Raw genomic sequence first — 19,369 nt, 5'->3', positions numbered from 1 at the left:
ACGCCAGGCGTTGACGTCTTGTGGTGCGGCAATTAACGTCCCGAGTTAAATATTTGAAATACGGGATGGACACCCCCCGCATGAGAGATCTCAGCAGACGTGGCTTCCTCCAGACCGGCGCCGCCGCGGCCGCCCTCGCCCTGACCGGCTGCGCCGGAGGCGGAAGCTCGGGCGCCGGCCTCCAGTTCGCCTGGTGGGGCAGTACGACGCGGCACACCGCGACGCAGAAGGCCATCGACGCGTTCAAGAAGAAGAAGCCCGGCGTCCAGGTCAAGACCCAGTTCTCCGGATGGGAGGGCTACTGGGAGAAGCTGGCCACCCAGACCGCCGGCGGCAACGCCCCCGACGTGATCCAGATGGACTACTCCTACCTGGGCGAGTACGCCAGGCGCGGCAGCCTGGATGGTGCAGTTCATCAGGTCGCTGCCGCGCGAGCTGGACGACGCGGCCCGCATCGACGGGTGCGGGCCCGTCCTGGTGTACTGGCGGATCATCCTGCCGCTGTCGCGGCCCGCGCTGATCACGACCGCCATCTTCACCTTCATCTGGACCTGGGACGACTTCTTCAGCCAGCTCGTCTATCTGAGCGACGTGTCCACGTACACGGTGCCCCTGGCGCTCAGGGCGTTCCTCGACTCCAGCGGCGGCTCCACCTGGGGGCTGATGCTCGCGATGGCGGTGCTGTCGCTGATCCCCATCCTGGGCTTCTTCCTGATCTTCCAGCGACGCATCACCGAGGGCATCTCGACCACCGGCCTCAAGGGGTGATCAGACGTCCGGTCACCGTGGGGTGAGCCGGATCACCGGGTATTCCCGGTCGGATTTGGCCTGGTATTTGCCGTAGCGGGGCTGGGCGGCGGTGATGCGCTGCCAGGCCTCCTCGCGTTCGGCGCCGTCGAGCCGGTGCGGCGTCACCGGCTGGGCGTCGCGGCCGGGGAACTCGACCGACGCCCGCTCGGGGTGCGCCATCAGGTTGGCGTGCCAGTCCGGGTGCTCGCTCCCGCCGCCCGACGCGACGATCAGCCAGGACTCCTCGCCGTCGGCGAACCAGGCCAAGGGCGACTGCCGCGGCTGCCCGCTCCGGCGGCCCACCGTGTTCAGGATCAGTACGTCCATGCCCATGAACGAGCCCTGGCCGCGCCGGATCTTGCGGCTCATCCGGGCGTTCATCCTCCGCTGGATCCACCGTGACACCGGCCCCGGCGTACCGCTCTTGCGCTGCTGCTTCTGTGTCATCGGTGACCCTCAGCTCAGCTCGTTGACGCGGATCATGTTGCCCGCGGGGTCGCGGAAGGCGCAGTCGCGGATCCCCCACGGCTGCTCGGTCGGCTCCTGGACGACCTCGGCGCCGCCGTCCCGCAGCCGCGCGAAGGCGCCGTCGAGGTCGGCGGTGGCCACGATCATGCTGGCGTAGGTGCCCTTGGCCATCATCTCGATGATGGTGCGGCGTTCCCCCTCGGTGATGCCGGGCGCGACGGCCGGCGGGTGCAGGACGACGGACGTGCCGGGCTGGCCGGCGGGGCCGACCGTGATCCAGCGCATCGTGCCGTCGCCGACGTCGTTGCGGACCTCGAAGCCGAGGTTGTCGCGGTAGAAGGCCAGGGAGGCCTCCGGGTCGTTGTGCGGGAGGAAGGTCTGGTGAATGGTGAAGTCCATGGCGACGACGCTAGTTGCGGTCCGGTGACCGGCGCTTCTTCATTCCTGACCGGTCCGGCCACCGGTTCCGCCTGCGGCTAGCCGGTGACGCGGAACGTCGCGTCCTGCCGGTCGGTGGCGCTCGAACTCGAGCTCAGCGGATCGATGCGGAGCGCGAAGTCGGCGTGCCGGAGGTAGCGGTCAGGGAAGTTGTACGACCGGAACGACGACCACGCCGAGTCCGCCAGCCCCGCGACCCGGTAGAACGTCGCGTCGGCGCGGAACGCGGCGGTGTTGTCGTTGGCGTCGAGCCGGACCGCGTAGTCGTAGTGCCGCAGGTAGCGGTCGGGGAAGTTCACGGACTGGAACGACACGCCGGCGGAGTCGGCCAGGCCCGGGACCATCCGCCACAGCTGGTCCTGGTACGGGTCGAAGGGGTAGGCGTCCAGGCGGCCGAGGTAGTCGGCGTGGCGGACGTACCGGTCGGGGAAGTTGGAGGACTTCAGCCGCACCCAGTTCGGCACGCCCCACCGGGAGACCAGGCCGTTGTACTCGGCGGCGGTGATCCCGGCGATCGAGCCGTGTTTGGCGTTGAGCGGGGGCGTGTAGGTGCGCTGGTTGAGCGCCGTCCAGGCGTTGCCGCCGACGTTGGACGTGGACCAGGCGTAGTAGTCGTTGTTGACCGGGCTGAAGGAGTCGCCCCACAGCCACAGCCGCTGCCCGCGTTGTTCTTGAGCAGCAGCGGCGCCTCGATGGCGTTGCCCTGGCGCAGGCCGCTGGTGTAGGTGGTGTAGCTGTTGGGGGCGCCGGTGGTGGAGCGGGCGCCGTAGAGCAGGCCGGTGGAGAGGTTCTTGTAGTACAGGTAGTAGGTCGAGCCGTCGACCACGATGTCGCCGTCCAGCACGGGGAACCCGGGGCTGAAGTACACCTGGTTGGCGCTGACCGTGCGGAAGTCCGAGGTGTAGTTGACCATGAACACGTCGGTGGAGCCGTTGTTGGCCGAGTAGACGATGCCGTACTGGCCGCGGGAGGCGTCCCAGAAGGCGGTCGGCGCCCAGGTGTGGGTGGCGAGGTTGTGCATCCGGATCCGGCGGTACCCGGTGAAGCTGGTCAGGTCGGTGGAGTCCCACACGTGCAGGTACTGGTTGTTCTGCCCGAAGTCGGTGCCCTTGAGGTCGGTGGCGAGGATGACGAACGTGCCGTCCTGCTTGCGCAGGACGAACGGGTCGCGCAGGCCCGTCGTGCCGGCGGTGGGGGTGACGACGGGGTTGTTCTGGTTGAGCGGCGTCCAGTTCAGGCCGTCCTGGCTGACCGCCAGGTGCAGGCCGTAGTCGGCGCCGTTCATGTTCGGCGATTCGGTGAAGTACGCGAAGACGTAGGCGGTGTTCGCGGCCGACGCCGCAGGGGTGTGCACCACGAGGGCGGTGCATAACGCGGCGAGCAGGATGAACGCTCTTCGACGCATGACGGTGCTCCTTGTTAGCGCTAACAATTGCCTGAACCGAGGTCTTGCCAATCAAGGAGGGACGCACGCGAGTGTCGGCGTAAACAGGGAAGCCGTCAAGAGGCGAGGGTTTCCGGGGCCGCGAGGGCCAGGCCGGCGGCCCCCAGGGCGTGCTGGGCGTCGCTCCAAGGACGGACGATCACCTGAACGCGGTAGGCGGCGGTGACCCGGCTGGTCCGCATCGCGGCGAGGAACCCCGGCTCCAGCCCCGGCCAGAGGACGTGGTTCTCGCCGATGACCGCGATGGTGGGCGTGCCGAGCAGGTTGACGACGCCGGCGACGGCCCGCCCGAGAATGGTGCCGATCCCGGCGAGGACATCCGCCAGCCCCGGCTCGCCACCGGAGACCCATCGCGCGCGGAGTTCCTCGATGGTGGTGGCCGCGTCGGCGAGGCCCGCGCGGCGGGCGGCGCGCAGGATGCCGTCGTCGCTGGTGAGAGTCTCCAGACAGCCCCGGGCTCCGCAGGCGCAGCGCGGTCCGGTGGTGGCGACCGGCGTGTGACCGAACTCGCCGGAGAGCCCGCTCGGACCGCGGTGCACCCGCCGCTGCAGGACGGCACCGAGCCCCACCCCGTCGCCGATGCCGAGCACCAGGAAGTCGTCGTGGTCACGGCCCGTCCGGTACAGGAGCTCGGCGGTGGTGCTCGCCCTCAGATCGTTGTCGACCAGCACCGGGATCGGCAGCTCGGCGCGCAGCCGTTCGCCGAGGGGAAGTTCGCTCCAGCCGAATCGGGGACATACCCGTATATAGCCGGTGGCCGAATCGACAGAGGACGGAGTGACCACTCCCACGGCCTTCAACCTGGGCCCCAGGGTGGGGTCGGCCAGCCGGTGGTTGATCACCGCGAGCAGCTGAGGGATGGGGTCGGAACGGCAGTCGAAGGGTGATACATCGGATGTGATCACACGACCGTCCAGGCCTGCGACGACGGTGACGACGTGGTCCGTGGCGACCCGTACGCCGATGGTCGCGGCGGCCTCCGGCACGACCTGGAGCGGGATGCGGGGCCTGCCGACGACCCCGGCCTGCGGGGCGAGTGTGCGCAGATAACCGCAGGCCAGCAGGCGTCGCGTGTGCTCGTGCACGGTCGCGTCGCCGAGCCGCAGACGAGCCGCGATCTGGCGGCGGTCCAGGGCACCCGCGGTGCCGAGCAACGCCAGGATCTCGACGCGGGTCAGATCACCCCGCGGGGCGATTCGACGAGCAGTCATCGGATATTTCCACCTCGATCTCATTGACACTACAGAGCGCGACGCCTAAGTTTCACAATTATTAACTCGGCCCCGAGCTTATTGAGTGGAGCTGCGATGGGCAGGCGGATGCATGGCGGACGACGATCATTGGCAGTCGTCGTGTCGGTGGTCATCGCGGGGGGATTAACCGCCGGTTGCGGGGACAACGGCGGTCAGCAGTCATCAGGCGGCAGCAAGGCGAGCAACGGAGCGGTGACGCTCACCTGGTCGATGTGGGCCTCCGGCACGGAGGACCGCGACGCCTGGCAGAAGGTGGCCGACGAGGTCACCAAGAAATACCCGAACATCAAGATCACGCTGGAGACCTCTCCGTTCAACGACTACTTCACCAAGCTCGGCACCCGCCTGGCCGGCGGCAGCGCTCCGTGCATCGTCTCCATGCAGAGCCTGCGCACCGGCGGCTACGTCAACGGAATGCTTCCGCTGGACGAGCTCATCAAGAAGAACGCCCTGGACACCGGCGACTTCGACTCCTCGATCATGGCCGGGCTGGCCTCCGGCGGTAAGCAGTACGCCCTGCCGTACGACGTCGGCTCGCTGATCGTCACCTACAACAAGGACATGTTCAAGGCTGCCGGCGTGCCGGCGCCGAAGGTCGGCTGGAGCATGGCGGACTTCGAGGCGACGGCCAAGAAGCTGACCACCGGCGGCAAGTACGGCTTCGTGGCCTACCCCATCGACCTGCCGATGTTCTCGATGATCCTGTCTCAGACCGGCGCGGAGCCGGTGGACGCCTCCGGCAAGCTCACCCTCACCTCCGAGCCGATGACGACCGGCTTCCAGTGGTACGCGGACCTGGTCGCCAAGGCCGGGGTCGCGCCCAAGCTGCCCGGCGTGGACAACAACTTCCCCGACACCCAGTTCCTCAACGGCAACGTGGCGATGCAGGTGAACGGGCCCTGGGCCGTCCTGTCGCTCAAGCAGCAGGCCAAGTTCGACGTGGGCCTGGCCACCATCCCCGCCGGTCCCGGCGGGTCCAAGACCTACTCGGCCGGATCCGGCTTCGGCATCTCCCAGTCGTGCCAGTACCCCGACGAGGCGTTCAAGGCGATCAGCGTGATGACCAGCGCCGACGTGCTCGGGCAGCTCGGCACGATCGGGCGCGCGTACCCGGCGCGCAAGTCCGTCCAGAACAAGTGGTACGAGAACGCCTTCGAGGGCGCCAAGGAGGTCCTCGACGCCGCCAACGCCTCGGCGAAGCCGTTCCGGACGACCTCCAGCTGGGAGCAGGTGTCCAAGCTGCTGGCCCAGTACGGCGTGCCGGTCTTCAACGGGCAGGGCACGGCGGCGGACGTCCTCAAGCAGGTCCAGCAGCAGGCACCGGCGTAGCGAGCATGCGCAACCATCCCCAGGGAGTGACGTGTACAACGACGCCGTACCCCGGCGCGCGGCGGTAGCACGCGGACAGCGTGCCCGCCGCCTGCGCGGCGACGGAAGGGTCGCCGCCCTGTTCACCGCGCCCAGCCTGATCGGATTAACGCTGTTCACGCTCTTCCCGATCGTGATGTCGCTGGTGATCGCCTTCTTCCGATGGCCCGCGGTGGGCGAGCACGTCTTCACCGGGCTGGGGAACTTCGCGACGCTGTTCGGCGACCCCGTGTTCCGGCGGACGCTGTTCAACACGCTGCTGTTCGTGGTGCTCTACCTGCCGCTCAACCTCATCGTGTCGGTGGGGTTGGCGGTGTGGATCTCGCCGCGCATCAAGGGCCGCCAGGCGCTGCGGGTGGTGTTCTTCCTGCCCGTGGTCACGCCCATGGTGGCCAACGCGATCGTCTGGCGGATGATCTACCAACCCAACGGGTTCATCGACGGCACGCTGCACGCCGCCACCGGCGTGCACGCGCCGAACTTCCTCGGCGAGCAGGGCTGGGCCATGTTCGCCGTCGTCGCGATGAGCGTGTGGCAGGGGTTCGGGTACAACATGCTGGTCTTCTCGGCCGCCCTGGACGCCATCCCGCGGCAGCTCGTGGAGGCGGCGCAGATCGACGGGGCGGGGCCGTGGCGGCTGTTCTTCCGCATCACGCTGCCGATGATCTCGCCGGCGATGTTCTTCGCCACGACCATGACGCTCATCACGTCGTTCCAGGTCTTCACCCAGCCGTTCCTGATGACCGGCGGCGGGCCCGGCATCGACACCGAGACCCTCATGATGTTCGTCTACAACCAGGGCTTCTCCGTCTACCAGTTCGGACTCGCCTCCGCCGCGGCCTGGATCCTGTTCGTGCTGATCCTGGGCGTGACCGCGATGCAGTTCGCCGGCCAGCGCAGATGGGTCACCTACGATGTCTGAGCACGTGCACGCCGCCCCGGTCTCCCCATGGGCGCACAGGGTCAGGCTGGTCGTCTCGCACGCCGCCCTCTACCTGGTGGCCGCCGCCTTCGTGTCGCCGCTGGTGTACATGGTGGCCACGTCGCTGAAGCGCGCCGACGAGGTGTTCGGGTCGCCGCCGAGCCTGTTCGGCTCGGTGATCCGGTGGGAGAACTACAGCGAGGCGTTCGAGTTCCTGCCGTTCGCGCGTTTCGTGGTCAACGGGCTCGCCGTCGCCGTCTGCGGCACCGTCGTGGTGCTGGTGGCGTCGAGCATGTCGGCGTACGCTTTCTCGCGGCTGCGCTGGCGGGGTCGTGACGGCGTCTTCCTGGTCTTCCTGGCCACCTTGATGATCCCCCAGGAAGTGCTGGTCGTGCCGATGTTCATGCTGATGCGCTGGTTCGGATGGGTGGACTCGTTCCAGGCGCTGATCTTCCCCTGGGCGTTCACCGCCTTCGGGACGTTCATGCTGCGCCAGTTCTTCCTGACCATCCCCGAGGAGCTCGCCGAGAGCGCCCGTCTCGACGGCGCGGGACCGGTGCGCGTCTTCACCAGCATCATGCTGCCGCTGATCAGGCCCGCGCTCGCGGTGCTGGCGGTCTTCACGTTCATCAACTACTGGAACAGCTTCCTGTGGCCGCTGATCATCATCAACTCGGTGGACGAGAAGGCCACGGTCCCGCTGGGTCTGCAGCTCTTCTTCGGGCAGCAGGGCACCCAGTGGAACCTCATCATGGCCGCGGCCGTGATCTCCATGGCGCCCACCACGGCGCTGCTCATCATCCTGCAGAAACATCTCGTACGCGGGATCGCGACCAGCGGTCTCGGCGGACGGTAAACATCTTCGAAGAAGAGGAACATCGTGCAGCACCACGCCTGGTTCGCCGAATCCCGGTTCGGCATGTTCGTGCACTGGGGTCTGTACTCGCTGGCGGCCCGGCACGAGTGGGTGAAGAACCGCGAGCGCCTGACCGACGAGCACTACCAGCGCTACTTCGACCACTTCGACCCCGACCTGTACGACCCGGCGCAATGGGCGCGGCTGGCCAAGGAGGCCGGCATGCGCTACATCGTCGTCACGACCAAGCACCACGATGGCTTCTGCCTGTGGGACTCGGCGCAGACCGGCTACAAGGCGACGCGCACGCCCTGGGGGAAGGACCTGATCGCGCCGCTGGTGGAGGCCGTCCGCGCCGAAGGGCTGAAGGTCGGCTTCTACCACTCGCTGATCGACTGGCACCATCCCGAGTTCCCGGTCGACTCGCTGCATCCCCAGCGCGACGACGAGGCGTACAAGGCCGCCGCCGCGGGCCGCGACGTCTCCAAGTATGCCGACTACCTGCACGCCCAGGTGCGCGAGCTGCTCACCGATTACGGCCAGATCGACTACCTGTTCTTCGACTTCTCCTACCGGGGCAGGCCGGGGAACTGGGGCGGCAAGGGCGCCGACGACTGGCGCTCGGACGAGCTGCTCGCGATGGTCAGAGAGCTCCAGCCGGGCATCATCGTCAACGACCGGCTCGACATCCCCGGCGACTTCGTCACCCCGGAGCAGTACCAGCCCGCCGGGCCGATGATCGTCGACGGCCACGAGGTGCCGTGGGAGGCGTGCCAGACGCTCAACGGCAGCTGGGGATATGACCGGGACAACCTCGACTACAAGTCACCGGACCTGCTCGTACGGATGCTGGTCGACAGCGTCGCCAAGGGCGGCAACCTGCTGCTCAACGTGGGCCCGGACGGGCGCGGCCAGATCGACCCCCGTGCGCGCCGGACTCTCGCCGACATCGGCGGCTGGATGCGGCTGAACTCCCGCTCGATCTACGGCTGCGGGCCCAGCGGCTTCACGGCGCCTCCCGACTGCCGCTTCACCCAGCGGGGCGACCGCCTCTACCTGCACCTGTTCGCCTGGCCGTTCGGCCACCTCCACCTGCCGGGGCTGGCCGGGCGCGTCAAGTACGCCCAGTTCCTGCACGACGCGTCGGAGATCCGTACGCGGGTCATCGAGCCCGGCCAGGAGGCCGGCCTCACGACGATGGGAGCCGTGGCGCCGGACGTCCTGACCCTCGACCTGCCCGTGCAGCGTCCCGACGTCGCCGTGCCCGTCGTCGAGCTGTTCCTCGCCGAGTGACCTCAGCTCCTGTCGTGTGCGAGCTGCCGCGAAGGCGTCAACAGTGAGGACAGCGCCCAGCGGCCGGGGCCGAGGACGGCGATGAGCAGGAAGCCCCAGCAGAAGAGCGCGGCCTTCTCGCCGCCGTTCTCGATCGGGAACAACGCCTGAGGTTGGTGGACGACGAAGTAGGCGTAGGCCATGGTGCCCGAGCAGAGGACGGCGGCGGCTCGGGCGCCCAGGCCGAGAAGCACGAGGGTGCCGCCGACCAGTTCGATGACCGCGGCCCACCAGCCGGGCCATTGTCCGAAGCCGGGTACCTGGCCCTGTGGCCCGCCCAGCACGTCGAAGAGCGTCGCCGCGCCGTGGCAGGCGAACAGCAGTCCCAGCACGATCCGGTACAGGGCCAGGAAGAGCCCCTGATTCTTGTCCAACAGATCCACGGCAAATGCCCTTTCCTGCTGTTGAAAAATATGGGAGCGCTCCCAAACAGATTCTTGAGATCAACCACATATGTCAATGTCGCACTACTCATAGGATCGGTCCAAAATGCGCCTTACAAGCACAACCTGCCCGAACGTCCCAGCCATAAAGTTTCGCACTCGTGAAATTTTCATCAGCGTCCGACGAAACTCGCCAAGGAATTTGACACGAATGACTGGGCGCCGGTAAATCCCGGCATACGAAAGCCGCCCGGACCGGGATCCGGGCGGCCGGCTCAGGGATCGGCTACCGCTTGGCGCACAGCGCGGTGTCCATGGCCTCGATCACGTGCTGGTGGGCCTCCTCGGTGGCGGGCAGCGCCGTGACGGCGACGGTGACGGCGCGGCCGTCCTCGGTCACCCCGTTGCGGGTCTCGTAGCCGTCGATGTCGCCACCGTGGCCCCAGGTGACGCCGCCGCAGCTCAGCGGCATCTTCATCAGGCCCAGCCCGTACTCCCAACCGGCCGGGAACCCGGGCGCCTTCATCGTGTGCTTCATCGCCGCCAGCTGCTCCGGCTTGAGCAGCTTGCCGCCCATCAGCGCGGTCATGAAGCGGTTGAGGTCGCTCGGGGTGCCGATCAGCTGGCCGGCCGCCCATCCCCACGACGGGTCCAGGTTCGTGATGTCCTTCAGCCTGCCGCCGGGCTTCTCCGACCCGTACCCCTGCGGGTGACGCCCGCGGATCGTCCTGTCCCCCTTGCCCGGCCAGTAAGTGTCACGCAGCCCGATCGGCTCGATGATGCGATCCGTGATCACCTCGGCCACCGGACGGCCGGTGACCTTCTCGATCAGCAGGCCCGCCAGCACGTAGTTGGTGTTGCTGTACTCCCAGCTCGCGCCCGGCGCGAACGACGCCTTGTGCGCGAACGCCATGTCCAGGAGGTCCTGCGGCGAGCGGTAGACATTACGGGTCTTGAAGATGCTCGGCATCCAGCGGGTGTAGTTCGGCAGGCCGCTGGTGTGCTGCAGCAACTGTCGCACCGTGACCTTCCGGCCGTCGATGCCCTTGCCGCGCACCACCTTCGGCAGGTACGTCTCGATCGGCTCGTCCAGATCGACCTTGCCCTCGCCGACCAGCTGCAGCACCGCCACCGCGGTGAACATCTTGGTGTTGCTCGCGATCCGCACCCGGCCGTCGACCGGGACCTCCTCCTTGGTCCTCAGATCCGCGACCCCGGCGGTGTAGTGGCGGGTCCGGCCCTTGCCGTCCCGCACCGCGGCCAGCGCCGCCGGGAACGTGTCCTTCTCCACCAGCCCGTCCAGCTTCTTCTGCACGGCGTCGGGCCGGTGGTTGCGCTTCAGCTCGTCCCGTACCTCGGCCAGCTCGGCGGACAGGCTCTCGTCCGGGCTCTGCCGCACGACGTTCGCGGTGCGGTCGAGCCCGGTGGCCGCGGCGGCCGGCATCCCCGCCACGACCAGCCCCGACAGCGCCGCCAGCGCCGCCGCCGCGAGAACCCGCACGCGCCGGGAGGACTTCGACTCGGAAGAGGTACGCGACATGGGAAACGCTCCTGATTTCTTGGTGGGGGTCGTCCGCTTCGGACATCACCAAGCATGTCGGCGCACGGCATCCTTGATCGATCCCGTGCGCTGGAGCGTTCAGGTACAGCCAGCGGTACCGGTGTCAGGACGGGCAGGTACCGTCCAGAGCGCTGATCACCCCGTCGATGAACACCTGCGACTCCGGTTCGTCGGCATGCGCCACCCCGGGGAACTCGGCCTTGCACCACACGCCGTCGATGACGTCGTTGCGCGTCTCGTCGAGCGAGCTCACCAACAGCGTGTACCGGACGGGGTCGGGCGTCGGGTCACCGCTGTTGAGCTGGCTGATGAAGGAGCCGGTGGGGCACATCTGCCCGCCCTGGTTCGCCGGCAGGAGGCAGGCCGGCCAGTAGCCGCGCTGCCCGGTGCCCATCGAGACGTAGCTCAGCGTGGCATCGGCGCCGCCGAGGAACTTCAGGTAATAGCGCGCCGACAGCCCTCCCATGCTGTGCCCGACGAGGCTGACCTTGCTGCCTCCGTTCTCCTGCCGCACCTGCGCCACCAGGTCCCTGATGGCTCCCGCGTTGGCGATGTTCTCCTCGCCCGGGAGGTCGATCGCGTACGCGGGATGGCCGGCCTGCTCCAGCGCCGCCTCCATCTGAGCGAACTCGGTCGGCGACCCGTTCCAGCCGTGGATCAGGATGACCGGCTCCCGCTGCGCGGCCTGCACCTGCTGGCAGGTGCCAAGCCCGGTCAGCAGGATTCCCGCGGCCACTAAGCCTGGGATGCGTCGGCGCCTCGATGACATGAGTCACACCTCGCTACTTCTGGGGGAATTCACTTACTGAGCACTCGGTAAGTGATGGGTTAGATTTAACACCGTGGCCCGAAGTAGGCAAGACCCCAGCAGACAGGAACGCGCCCGCTTACGGCGAGAGGAGATCATCGCCGTGGCCGCGGAGATGTTCGCGCGCGACGGCTTCCGCGGCACTTCCCTGCCCGCCATAGCGGCCCGGGCAGGCATCAGCGAGCCCGGCCTCCTGCATCATTTCGGCAGCAAGGCGGGCCTGCTCCTGGCCGTGATCGAACGGCGTGACCTCGACAGCGAGGCGTTCGCGATGGAGCTCCTGGGCATGGAGCCCTCCGGGCGGCTGCGGGCCATGCCGGAGTTCGCGCGCCGCAACAAGGAGCGGGCGGGGCTGGCGAAGCTGTTCACCGTACTGGTCGCGGAGAGCCTGGAGCCCGGCGCGCCCGGCCACCGGCACTTCGTCGACCGCTACCGCGCGATGCGCGCCATCGTCGCCGACAGCATCCGCTCGGCCCAGGCCGCCGGTCTCACCCGCCAGGACATCGACCCCATCGCCAAGGCCGCCGAGATCATCGCGACTCTCGACGGCCTGCAGACCCAGTGGCTGCTCGACCCCGACACGATCGACATCGTGGCCAGCGTCGAGTCCTACGCCCGCACGCTGGAGCACGACCTGACCTGCGGCCTGCTCTGACAGCGCTCAGATGGTCGAGGTGTCCGTAGCCGGGGGGCACGTCCGCCTGGGCCGTGCCGGCGGGCAGAACTGCCAGGAGGAGCCCGGCGACGACGATCCCCGATAAGCGCCGCAGAAAACGCAAGCGCCCGCCGGAAACGACCTGCCGCAGGTCAACAGGTGTCGATGTAGCGCTGCTTCTGGATGTTCTCGCGGACGCGGTTGCGGGCGGTCCGGGCCGCGTTCGAGTCGTTGGACATGGCGGTCACGGTGAACTGGACCCTCGCGAACTGGTTCGGGTGGTAACTGGTCTGCGCGGGCGCGTAGGAAACCTCCACCACGGTGCTGTTGTCGCTGGCCAGAACGGCGTTGGGCGGGGTGGCGGCGGTCTTGAAGCCGTTGCGGCTCAGCGCATTCTGGGCGAACGAACGTGTGTCCTTGTAACACATGGTCTTGACGAACCAACTCGAGTGCCAGGACAGCGCGGCCTTGTTCGTGGCGGCTTCGGTGGCGGCGCTGGTGACGGTCGCGACGGCCGTCGCGGCCAGCACCAGGCAGAGGCGGGCCTTCCGCTGGATGTCCATCATCGTTTTCGTCCTTTCGGTCTCCCGTACGGACTGGGGACGACAATTCATGGGATCCGGGGCGGGCCTTGGGGGCGCCTACTCCTTCATTACGCACGAGGGCACCTAAAACCGAAAAGGCGGAAAGGGTAAAAGCACGATCCGGGTCAGGTCGGCGGTGGGAGCGCGTCCATGACCGGTCGTCCGGGCCGCCCAGGGGGAATAGGGCACGGGGGGCCGCTGTTCACGCCGGTAAGTTTAAGCTTCAACTCCTCGCGAAGGGGTCCGTCATGGCAATCGCCTTCATGCTCGTCATGAGCGTCCTCGTGGGCGCTCTCCTCACCGGCACGGTGGCCGCCCTCGTGCTGGGCGGCATCAGCGACCGGCAGTGGCCGGTGCTCCGGCGGCGGCGGGTCGTCTACCGCGGTTTCGTGCCCCGCTGACCGGAACCCGCCCTGCGGCCGGGGACGCGCCGGCCGCAGGACTCAGCCGTACGGGGGTCACGGCAAGAGGGCGGCCTTGACCTGGTCAGCGATCACCTGGGGGTGAGGCGCAGAATGGCATGGTCGGCGGAGAGATAGGGCAGCTCCAGCCGCAGGTTGTTGATGCGGGCGGATCTGCCGGGGGTCAGGGACAGCTTGCCCTCGTCGCGGCAGCGCCCGTTGACGCAGCTGCCGGTGATGCTGACGTTCGCCCCCTCGACCTGCAGCCCGCCGGTGAAGCCCAGGAGCGCGATCGTGACCTCGTCCGGGTCGAGTGAGCTGATGGTGAGCCGCTGCACGCCGAACCGCTTGTCGATCCTGAGCCGGTCGCCTGCCCGGACCTCGACCTCGCAGTCGGCGTCCTTGCAGGACGCCAGGCTGCTCCCGTCGGCCGGGTGCGGCCCGGTGGCCGAGGGCCGGACGGAGGCGGTCGTCGTGGGAGGCAGCGTGTCCGCCGTGGGTGACAGCGTGTCCGTCGCCGCCGACAGAGGCGTCGACGGCGCGGTACGCGAGTCGGCGCAGGCAGCGGCGAGTACGGCCAGCAGAGCGGCGGCGGTGAACCGGACGAGGGTCGGCATTGGGCTCCTCCAGGCGGGCACTTCCTGACGTTGTGCCCGCCTGAGCTGCGAACATAACCCTGTGTAATCAGTCGAGTCGGTAGAGGGCCTGGCTGCCGCCGTCGGTGCCGCCGTAGTCCGAGGCGTCCACCAGGGTCCCGTTGGCCTTCACCCACTCCGTCACCGCGGAGTCGGTGCCTCTTGGGCCGTCGCCGCCGATCAGGATGTACTTCAGCTGACCGCTGGAGACGTACTCCTCCAGCTTGGCGACGGTCATGGCGGGGTCGCTCCCGGTGAAGCCGCCCATGGCGATGACCGCCTCGCCGGTGGACAGGATGATCGACGACGCGCTCTGCGCGCTGTCGACGGCCACCAGCCACGTCGCGTCGCCCTGGTGGGCCTTCAGGTACGCGACCATCTGAGTGCTCACCTGCCCTCCACCGGGCCCGCGGCCCCCTTCAGGACGCCCGGAGGGCGCCTGCCGGCCGGGGCCGCTCGTGACGGGCCCCGCCGTAGGGTTGGTGCCCTGGACGGCCGAGGTCAGCGGGGTCACCGCGTACGCCGCGGGCCCGGCCAGGCCGCCGAGCAGCCCGGCGACCAGTGCCACGGCGGCCAGCCGCCTGGCCCCGAACGCGCCCGCCAGCAGCCCCGGCACCGCCACCGTGGTCAGGCCCAGCACCACCCACGGCAGCCACGGCACGAAGTCGCTGTTACGGCTGAGCACCACGAACGACCAGCCCCCGGTGACGGCCACGCCGAGCGGCAGCGCCCACCGCCAGGCGGAGGAGCGCCGGTGGGCCCGCCACATCAGCACCCCGCCGATCCCGGTGAGCGCGGCGATCGCCGGGGCCATCGCGGTGGCGTAGTAGGGGTGGAAGGTGCCCTCGGAGAAGCTGAACACCATGAAGTGGATCGCGAGCCAGCCGCCCCACAGCAGCAGGGCGGCCCGGACCGGCTCGGTTCGCGGCCGGCGGCCGGCCAGCGCGATCCCCACGGCCAGCGCGAGCACCGCGAACGGGATCAGCCACGAGATCTGGCCCGCCATCGTGTCGTTGAACAGCCGGGTGGCCCCCGCCTCGCCGCCGAAGCTCCCGCCGCCGCCGTTTCCGCTCGCGCCGAAGATCCGGCCGAGGCCGTTGTATCCGATGACCAGGTCCCAGACGGTGTTGTCCTCGCTGCCCCCGACGTACGGCCGGCTGTCCGACGGCCACAGGTCGACGATCACCATCCACCAGCCGCTGGCGGCCACCAGGGCCGCTCCCGCCGCGAGCAGGCGGCCGGCCCGCCGCAGCGGTGAGCCGGGCGCGGCCACCAGGTAGGCCACGGCGAACGCGGGCACGACCAGGTACGCCTGGAGCATCTTGGTGTTGAACGCCAGACCGACCAGCACGGCCGCGAGCAGCAGCGTGCGCGTCCGGCCGGTACGGATCGCCTCCAGGCAGAGCCAGGCAGCCGCGACCAGCAGCAGGACCAGGATCGTGTCGGGGTTGTTGTCCCGGTTGATGGCCACGGTGATCGGGGTGAGCGCCATGACCGCCGCCGCGATCAGGGCCCCGGCGGGCGAGCCGAGCGCCCGCCGTACCGCTGAATGGACCAGCCCCACGGCGGCGACGCCCGCGATCGCCTGGGGAAGCAGCATGCTCCACGTCCCGAACCCGAAGACGCGGGCCGACAGGCCCATCACCCACAGGGCCAGCGGCGGCTTGTCGACGGTGATGAAGGAGCCGGAGTCCAGGGCTCCGAAGAAGAACGCCTTCCAGCTCTGGGTGCCGGAGTAGACGGCGGCGGCGTAGTAGGTGTTGGCGTAGCCGTTCTGGCCGAGGGCCCAGGTGTAGAGGAAGGCGGACAGGGCCAGCACGCCCCACAACGCGGGGCGGGCCCACCGCGGGTCCTTCGGCGGCGCAGCGGCCGCGGCGCGATCGACCGGGCGTTCCAGCAGCTCCGCGGTCATCGTGCCACCCGGTTCCGCGCCACTCGCCACATCCCCTTGAGGTCGTCCGTGGCGGTCCTGACGATGTCGACCCGGCTGTCGGGATCGTCCACCCAGTCCACGGGGACCTCGTGGATCCGCAGCCCGCGGTTCTCGGCCAGCAGGAGCAGCTCGGTGTCGAAGAACCACTCCTGGTCCTCCACGACGGGCAGCAGCGCCTGCGCGACCTGCGTCCGCGCCGCCTTGAACCCGCACTGGGCGTCGGAGAACCGGGCGCCCATGAGAGAGCGGAGCAGCAGGTTGTAGCAGCGCGAGATGAGCTCCCGCTTGGGCCCGCGGACCACGTTCGATCCTCTGGACAGCCGGGTGCCGATGGCCAGGTCGCTGTGCCCGGACAGCAGCGGCGCCACGAGCGGGAAGAACGCGTCCAGATCGGTGGAGAGGTCGACGTCCATGTAGCTGACGACGTCGGCGTCGCTCTCCGACCAGACCTTCCGCAGTGCCCTCCCCCGCCCCTTCCGGTCGAGGTGCACCGCCCGTACGAAGGGCAGCTCCCGCTCCAGCCCGGTGGCGATCTCCCAGGTGCCGTCGGTGCTGGCGTTGTCCGCGATCGTGATCCGGAAGCCGTAGGGGAAGGTGCGGATCAGGTACGAGTGCAGCCGGCGAACGCTCTCGGCCAGCACCCGCCGTTCGTTGTGGACGGGGACCACGACCTCGACCAGGCGGGTCCCCCTTGCCGCCTCAACCCGAGGCGCTGTCACCGTCATCGTGCTCATGACAGAGACGATCGAGGGCCGCCCTGGGAGGGGGCTGAGGCGCCCATTAAGCCTTACTGAGGACTGCGGCCCGCTCTCTTAAGCCTTGCTGAGACCGTGGCTCGGTCCGCGCCGGACACCAGTTCCACCGCGTGCTCAGGTGACCATTGACGGACCCCGTCCACAAGGTTACGGTCAGGACCGGAATTGAGCACAAACGAACACGACCTCGGAGGTGGTGCCGTGCGGATTCCCGTGGAGGCTCACTTAAAGTGGCCCCGGCTCACGCGCGGGCGGGCCCTGCGCGGAGCGGTGGCGACGGCGCTCCTGACCGCACTGCTCGCGGTGCCGCTCGGAACGCCCGCGACCGCGGCCGACCTGCGGATCGCCAACGACAGCTTCGACAAAGGACTGGACGGCTGGAGCGGCTCGCACACCGCGGGCGGCGTCGATGCCGTGACCTGGGACGGGCGCACCACCGCGCGCGTCACCGACACCGATCCGACCGCCGCCTACGGCAGGGAGAGCATGCCGGGCCTGCCCGCAGGCGCGGGCACCCGCTACACCCTGCAGGCCCAGGTGTGGGCCGAAAGCGGCACCGCGTACCTGTACCTGCGCTTCCGGGACGCCTCCGGCAACCTGCTGGCCGGCGGCGCCAACGCCCCGGCGACGGGCAGGCGCTGGAACCGCGTCACGGTCTCGGGCGTCGCGCCCGCCGGCACGGCCACCGTCTCGGCCCTCATCTACTCGGGCGTGGCCGACGTGGCCGTCGCCTACTGGGACGAGGTGCTGATCACCAAGGACCGGACCGATCTGGGCGTGCAGATCAACAGCAGAGTGCCCAACGCCACCACCTTCTCGGGCGGCAGCGCGTACGCCGTCTACACCGGCACCCCCGAGGTCAACCCGCAGCTGGCCGTGATCGACGTCGCCACCGAGAAGGTGACCCAGAAGCTCACCATCCCCGACAGCGCGGCCACGCCCACCGTCGGCGGCTGGGCGGCGGCCACCGCCACCGACGGCAGCGTCTACCTCGGCACCTACCCCAATTCCAAGCTCTACCGGCACGTCCCCGGCCAGTCCACGATCACCGACCTCGGCCGGGCGGAGGGCGGCTACTCCTTCATCTGGGACCTGGAGCCGGGAGCGGGCGGGAAGGTGTACGGCGGCACCTACAACGACGCCCGCTACTTCCAGTACGACAATGGTGCCTTCACCACGCTCGGCAGCGTGCCCATCGTGGCCGGCGCCCAGAACGTGCGCAGCCTCGCCCACGACCCGTCCGCCGACGCCACCTATCTCGGCACCGGCACGAACGCCGCCCTGATCAGGTACGACAACGCCACCAAACGGGTGGACAGCCTCCTTCCCGCGGCCTACGCCAACAACTCCATGGTGGGCGGCCTCACCTGGACGGGCGGCAGGCTGTTCGCCTGGATCGACCGCACCCTGCTCGTCCTGCGCGTCACTCGCAACGCCGACGGCTCCTACGCGGCCGCCACCGACGCCACGATCACCGACGTGGACCTGCACCACTCCCCGGCCCGCGACGGCATGGTCTGGTTCGTCAAGGACGGCCTGCTGCACTCGTACGACATCGGCACCCGGACCGTGCAGGCCACCTCCGTGCGGCCCGGACTCGACGTCACCGGCTACACCTGGTCGGGCAGCACGCTGGTCGGCCTCGGCGCGGCCACGGACGGCACCCGGATCTTCAAGTACGAGCCCGCGGGCGGCCGCTGGAGCAGCAACCTCGTGGCCGGCACCCCGATCCTGCCCGCCGCGATCAACGCGCTCGGCGCGGGACCCGACGGCCGCGTCTACACCGGCGGCTACCTGACCGGCGGCACCGGCGTCTACGACCCGCTGCGGGGCGACGGCGACGACAACCAGCCGGACAGGCTCACCCTCGACGGGCTCAACCAGACCGACAGCCTGCTTGCCCACGACGGGCTCCTCTACATCGGCGTCTACCCTTCGGCCCGGCTCTACAGCTACCAGCCCGGAGGCCCGTGGCCGCCCACGCTCAAATACACCGGCGGCGAGGCGGGCGACAAGGCCGACGACTGCGAGCCGGGCAAGGGCCCGCCCCCGCAGGACCGGCCGTACGCGCTGGCCGGCGGGCCGGACGGCACCATCTACATGGGCACGGTGCCGAAGTACGGCAAACGCAGCGGCGCGCTCAGCATCTGGAAGCAGGGCACGGCCGGGCGGACGCTCTGCGTGGTGCCCGACCAGGCCGTCGTCTCGCTGGCCTACGCGGGCGGCAAGGTGTTCGGCGGCACCTCCACGCGTGGCGCCCTGGGCGTCGACCCCGTCTACGCCCCGGGGGCGTCGGCCACGCTGTTCTCCTACGACCCCGCCACCGGCGCCGTGCGCACGCATCCGCTCCCGCTGACGGAGCCCAAGGCCGTCACGGCCCTGGCGGTGGTGGACGGCGAGCTGTGGGGCCTGGCGGGCGGCACGCTGTTCACCCTCGATCCGGCCCGGCCCGAGGCGATCACCGCCAAACGGCTGTTCGACGACCCGGACTACGCGGCCAAGTCCAGCATGGCCTGGCGGGACGGAGTGCTGCTGACCGTGCCCCAGGACCCTGCCCGCGTGTACGGCACGGCCGGCGACCAGATCTTCGCGATCGACAAGGCGACCAAGGCGGTGACCGTGCTGCGGACGGAGAAGGGGATGGAGGGACTGACGGCCGACGGCTTCGGCAACCTCTACTACAAGATCAACGAGCGCCTGTTCCGGCTCGCCCGTCCATGAGGCAGATTTCGGCCTGAACCGATATGGCCCAGCCGGGCCCCCAGGGGCCCGGCTGGGTGTGGG

Annotated in this window: 19 protein-coding genes and 2 pseudogenes; 9 read left to right on the top strand and 12 right to left on the bottom strand. The window is 69.2% G+C overall.

Annotated features, from left to right (window positions below):
* Positions 1–65 precede the first annotated feature (65 nt).
* Both ACIBI9_RS38745 and ACIBI9_RS38740 read left to right on the top strand, forming a co-directional pair.
* Positions 66–389, top strand: a pseudogene (locus tag ACIBI9_RS38745) (extracellular solute-binding protein); the annotation flags it as partial.
* Positions 390–393: 4 nt separating this feature from the next.
* Positions 394–768 (top strand): annotated as a pseudogene (locus tag ACIBI9_RS38740) (carbohydrate ABC transporter permease); the annotation flags it as partial.
* 12 nt (positions 769–780) lie between these two features.
* Here ACIBI9_RS38740 and ACIBI9_RS38735 read toward each other — a convergent pair.
* The 5 genes from ACIBI9_RS38735 to ACIBI9_RS38715 form a co-directional block, all read right to left on the bottom strand.
* The gene (locus tag ACIBI9_RS38735) at positions 781–1,236 is read right to left on the bottom strand and encodes a nitroreductase family deazaflavin-dependent oxidoreductase (protein ID WP_397229839.1); all 456 of its coding nucleotides are present in this window, start codon (positions 1,234–1,236) and stop codon (positions 781–783) included.
* 9 nt (positions 1,237–1,245) lie between these two features.
* Entirely contained in the window at positions 1,246–1,656 is a 411-nt protein-coding gene (locus ACIBI9_RS38730; RefSeq protein WP_397229837.1) for a VOC family protein, read from the bottom strand.
* Positions 1,657–1,733: 77 nt separating this feature from the next.
* Positions 1,734–2,159, bottom strand: a complete 426-nt coding sequence (locus tag ACIBI9_RS38725) for an AbfB domain-containing protein (protein ID WP_397229835.1) — start codon at positions 2,157–2,159, stop codon at positions 1,734–1,736.
* Complete coding sequence (locus tag ACIBI9_RS38720) at positions 2,138–3,100, bottom strand: glycoside hydrolase family 43 protein (protein WP_397229833.1); 963 nt, start codon at positions 3,098–3,100, stop codon at positions 2,138–2,140. The genes ACIBI9_RS38725 and ACIBI9_RS38720 overlap by 22 nt, the downstream gene beginning before the upstream one ends.
* A gap of 95 nt (positions 3,101–3,195) precedes the next feature.
* Positions 3,196–4,350, bottom strand: coding sequence for an ROK family protein (locus tag ACIBI9_RS38715; RefSeq protein ID WP_397229831.1), 1,155 nt, complete (start codon positions 4,348–4,350; stop codon positions 3,196–3,198).
* Positions 4,351–4,584: 234 nt separating this feature from the next.
* On the opposite strand from ACIBI9_RS38715, the gene ACIBI9_RS38710 reads away from it, so the two are divergent.
* From ACIBI9_RS38710 to ACIBI9_RS38695, 4 genes are read left to right on the top strand one after another with little or no spacing between them, the layout of a single operon-like run.
* Positions 4,585–5,721 (top strand): ABC transporter substrate-binding protein, encoded by a 1,137-nt coding sequence (locus tag ACIBI9_RS38710; RefSeq protein ID WP_397229829.1) that lies wholly within the window; start codon positions 4,585–4,587, stop codon positions 5,719–5,721.
* 31 nt (positions 5,722–5,752) lie between these two features.
* A complete protein-coding gene (locus ACIBI9_RS38705) occupies positions 5,753–6,682 on the top strand; it encodes a carbohydrate ABC transporter permease (protein ID WP_397229827.1) in 930 nt (309 codons plus the stop codon).
* Positions 6,675–7,538, top strand: a complete 864-nt coding sequence (locus ACIBI9_RS38700) for a carbohydrate ABC transporter permease (RefSeq protein WP_397229825.1) — start codon at positions 6,675–6,677, stop codon at positions 7,536–7,538. Before ACIBI9_RS38705 ends, ACIBI9_RS38700 begins: the two co-directional genes overlap by 8 nt.
* 24 nt (positions 7,539–7,562) lie before the next feature.
* On the top strand, positions 7,563–8,831 hold the full coding sequence (locus ACIBI9_RS38695; protein ID WP_397229823.1) for an alpha-L-fucosidase: 1,269 nt from the start codon (positions 7,563–7,565) through the stop codon (positions 8,829–8,831).
* A gap of 2 nt (positions 8,832–8,833) precedes the next feature.
* Here the strand turns inward: ACIBI9_RS38695 and ACIBI9_RS38690 are convergent, their stop codons facing one another.
* The 3 genes from ACIBI9_RS38690 to ACIBI9_RS38680 all read right to left on the bottom strand — a co-directional run bounded on the left by ACIBI9_RS38690 (position 8,834) and on the right by ACIBI9_RS38680 (position 11,550).
* Positions 8,834–9,253, bottom strand: a complete 420-nt coding sequence (locus tag ACIBI9_RS38690) for a DoxX family protein (RefSeq protein ID WP_397229822.1) — start codon at positions 9,251–9,253, stop codon at positions 8,834–8,836.
* A gap of 286 nt (positions 9,254–9,539) precedes the next feature.
* Positions 9,540–10,793, bottom strand: a complete 1,254-nt coding sequence (locus ACIBI9_RS38685) for a serine hydrolase domain-containing protein (protein WP_397229820.1) — start codon at positions 10,791–10,793, stop codon at positions 9,540–9,542.
* Between the two features lie 124 nt (positions 10,794–10,917).
* Complete coding sequence (locus tag ACIBI9_RS38680) at positions 10,918–11,550, bottom strand: esterase/lipase family protein (RefSeq protein WP_397229818.1); 633 nt, start codon at positions 11,548–11,550, stop codon at positions 10,918–10,920.
* A 106-nt stretch (positions 11,551–11,656) separates the two neighbouring features.
* On the opposite strand from ACIBI9_RS38680, the gene ACIBI9_RS38675 reads away from it, so the two are divergent.
* On the top strand, positions 11,657–12,277 hold the full coding sequence (locus ACIBI9_RS38675; RefSeq protein WP_397229816.1) for a TetR/AcrR family transcriptional regulator: 621 nt from the start codon (positions 11,657–11,659) through the stop codon (positions 12,275–12,277).
* 152 nt (positions 12,278–12,429) lie between these two features.
* Here ACIBI9_RS38675 and ACIBI9_RS38670 read toward each other — a convergent pair whose 3' ends face one another.
* On the bottom strand, positions 12,430–12,843 hold the full coding sequence (locus ACIBI9_RS38670) for a hypothetical protein (RefSeq protein ID WP_397229814.1): 414 nt from the start codon (positions 12,841–12,843) through the stop codon (positions 12,430–12,432).
* A gap of 266 nt (positions 12,844–13,109) precedes the next feature.
* On the opposite strand from ACIBI9_RS38670, the gene ACIBI9_RS38665 reads away from it, so the two are divergent.
* Positions 13,110–13,262, top strand: a complete 153-nt coding sequence (locus ACIBI9_RS38665; protein ID WP_397229812.1) for a hypothetical protein — start codon at positions 13,110–13,112, stop codon at positions 13,260–13,262.
* Positions 13,263–13,354: 92 nt separating this feature from the next.
* Here the strand turns inward: ACIBI9_RS38665 and ACIBI9_RS38660 are convergent, their stop codons facing one another.
* The 3 genes from ACIBI9_RS38660 to ACIBI9_RS38650 all read right to left on the bottom strand — a co-directional run bounded on the left by ACIBI9_RS38660 (position 13,355) and on the right by ACIBI9_RS38650 (position 16,564).
* Positions 13,355–13,879, bottom strand: a complete 525-nt coding sequence (locus ACIBI9_RS38660; protein ID WP_397229810.1) for a hypothetical protein — start codon at positions 13,877–13,879, stop codon at positions 13,355–13,357.
* A gap of 67 nt (positions 13,880–13,946) precedes the next feature.
* Positions 13,947–15,809, bottom strand: a complete 1,863-nt coding sequence (locus tag ACIBI9_RS38655) for a glycosyltransferase family 39 protein (protein WP_397229808.1) — start codon at positions 15,807–15,809, stop codon at positions 13,947–13,949.
* Positions 15,806–16,564: a dolichyl-phosphate beta-glucosyltransferase gene (locus ACIBI9_RS38650; protein WP_397229806.1), complete on the bottom strand. Its 759-nt coding sequence runs from the start codon at positions 16,562–16,564 to the stop codon at positions 15,806–15,808. The genes ACIBI9_RS38655 and ACIBI9_RS38650 overlap by 4 nt, the downstream gene beginning before the upstream one ends.
* 222 nt (positions 16,565–16,786) lie before the next feature.
* On the opposite strand from ACIBI9_RS38650, the gene ACIBI9_RS38645 reads away from it, so the two are divergent.
* Positions 16,787–19,306 carry a hypothetical protein gene (locus ACIBI9_RS38645; protein ID WP_397229804.1) on the top strand — a complete coding sequence of 840 codons (2,520 nt, stop codon included), beginning with the start codon at positions 16,787–16,789 and terminating at the stop codon, positions 19,304–19,306.
* Positions 19,307–19,369: the final 63 nt, after the last annotated feature.

This window comes from Nonomuraea sp. NPDC050451 (assembly GCF_044458585.1).
The sequence above is the reverse complement of the archived record's forward strand: the minus strand, read 5'-3'. Positions and strand labels throughout refer to the sequence as shown.